Below are 2,144 nucleotides of genomic sequence, written 5' to 3' on the forward strand. Positions count from 1 at the left end.
TAACGATAAAATAACCTGCTCTGTCAGGTTCATTGTTTTGTTAGACTGTTCTTTTACCACGAAGAGCACGAAGGTCACGAAGATTGGACAAGACAAATCTTTTTATGCCTTCTTTCAACCTTTCTACATTGAAATTTATCAACATAACAAGCCAACTTTAATATTTGCTAACTTTATTTGATATTTCATCAAATTTCACTTCGTGCCCTCCCTGCCCTTCGTGGTTTAATCTCTTTTAGTCTAACCAGTTATTATATAGTTTCTGTATATCATCACTTATTTGTTAAATTTATAGCATAACTTTTTAACGATTATCAAATGTTTTTTTCTGAAACTTACCCATAATCTTAATAAATTACTCAACTTAAATAAAAAAATGCCGATAACCTATTTAGAGTTTTTTCTGGATAACATACATTTTTGTAATGATATACAGAAATAGGATAATTTTCAATGATAAGCATTCCTCCATCTTAGCATTATTCTTCCTCACGCTCAAGCACTGTATAAGCCTTCTTCAATTCTCTTTCCACCTTCTTCAAAGACTTATATCGGGTATTCAAATCGGTTGAAGGGGATACAACTACCTGAGCAAATTCCACACTGGCTTTGACTAAACCAAAAGCAGAACCGTATGTTAAGGGATAATGGGGTCCTCCTTTTAATTGTTTAACTTTTTCATAGATATCCTGGATTTCAGGTTCCCAATCTTTGAGTGCTTGAACCTTGAGTTCCCTGGCAATGGGTGGAGACTCAAGGCTTTCTATGATGCGATTATTCTGTTTAGCAATCATATAGATTTCTTTGAGATTACTACAGATTCCACTACCAAAATGAACCTTGTAACTATGAAAAATTCCATCGTATACTATTTTCCCAGCAAAGGGTAATAGTACCGTTTCTACTAAAAGAGGCAAATGAGATGGATGAATCAGTTCATCGAATCCCTGATAAAGCCCATAGACTCCATAAACCTGCTCTTTCTCTGAAATAAAAATAGCCTGTTTTTTTAAGAACCGCTCGATATAGAACTCTCCTTTTATGAAGTCTCGCCATTTACTTACAGTTAACAACTTCTCTTCGGAGAATTGCTGAGGATTTTCTTTCACAAACAAATCAATCAATTGCTGGTTTTTGTATAGTGCCTCACGAACCTTAACCTTCTCATTCTTAGAAAGTGCCTTATACTCCTCCAGCGTTTTAATGGAAGGTAACACCTTAAGTTTTTGATTGACAAAGAACTGAAGTGCCCACATTATCTCAAAAAATAAGTCTGCTTCTTGTGTAGGAAGTTTCATAACAATAAATTACCTCTCTAATGAATAGGTTGATTCGTGCCTACCCGCCCTTACTGGCAAGTCTCGCCTGAATCACTGATACCTGCGCAGGCAAAGGACGATAGTTTAAGTAGGCGTTGGCTCCAACCAATGTTATGCGGGCTGCTCCCGTGTGCGAATTCTCTTAAAAATCTGCACCAGGTTCCCGTTCTTAATATCTGAAACATCTACTCCATAAACTTCCGCAATCTTTCGATGATATTCCTCGTTCGTTTCCTCGCTGTGGAAATCCCACAGGCTGGATTCGTCTGTTACCAGACATTCGTCGTAGTTCATCGCCAATATCTGCTTAAAAAACTCACCAGCAAGCGGTTCGTATTGTGCGATTTCGACAGTCGGAGCAAACTCTATTTTTATCTTACCCCTCGTCCCAGGCCGAGGTAGTGTTTTGTTCCCACCTTTGTATTCCTCAAAACGCCGCTTCAGGTTAGCATAAGCTTCTTCTTGTGTCTGGCCATGACCGAACATTAGCGGCCAGTTGAGCACCTGAGCCATCCAGGGGGCGGCTGTTAGTCTTCGCCTGGAGATTGAAGTGTTCACCCCAAAATGCCGGAATCTGATTGGGTAATCCGCCACAGCCCAATCACTCTTGAAGAAAGATAAAATGTACTTGCTACAAATCTTCAAATTAACCATGTTCAAACCCGAGTTTCATCGCTCCCTGGGGAATGTTCTGTGCGACTCGCTTCCTTCTGCTTTCGTCCTGACAGGACCCGCATAGTAACCCAGTTCACCCTCAGCAGGAAGAATTGCCCCTAAACTTTATCATCATTAAGGAGACGCGGAGTCATCTTGTAATTAGTATTA

3 protein-coding genes are annotated in these 2,144 nt (G+C 39.5%); 1 reads left to right on the forward strand and 2 read right to left on the reverse strand.

Going from position 1 to position 2,144, the window contains the following annotated elements; all coding sequences use genetic code 11:
- Positions 1-181, forward strand: a 181-nt coding sequence (locus AB1422_19030) for a hypothetical protein (protein ID MEW6621396.1), incomplete at its 5' end; no start/stop codon positions are given.
- Between the two features lie 298 nt (positions 182-479).
- Here AB1422_19030 and AB1422_19035 read toward each other — a convergent pair.
- Together AB1422_19035 and AB1422_19040 are read right to left on the reverse strand one after the other, a co-directional pair.
- Positions 480-1,298 carry a hypothetical protein gene (locus AB1422_19035; protein ID MEW6621397.1) on the reverse strand — a complete coding sequence of 273 codons (819 nt, stop codon included), beginning with the start codon at positions 1,296-1,298 and terminating at the stop codon, positions 480-482.
- 132 nt (positions 1,299-1,430) lie between these two features.
- Positions 1,431-1,913, reverse strand: a complete 483-nt coding sequence (locus AB1422_19040) for a hypothetical protein (protein MEW6621398.1) — start codon at positions 1,911-1,913, stop codon at positions 1,431-1,433.
- Positions 1,914-2,144: the final 231 nt, after the last annotated feature.

Source organism: bacterium (assembly GCA_040757115.1).
Taxonomy (GTDB): Bacteria; UBA9089; CG2-30-40-21; order CG2-30-40-21; family SBAY01; genus JBFLXS01.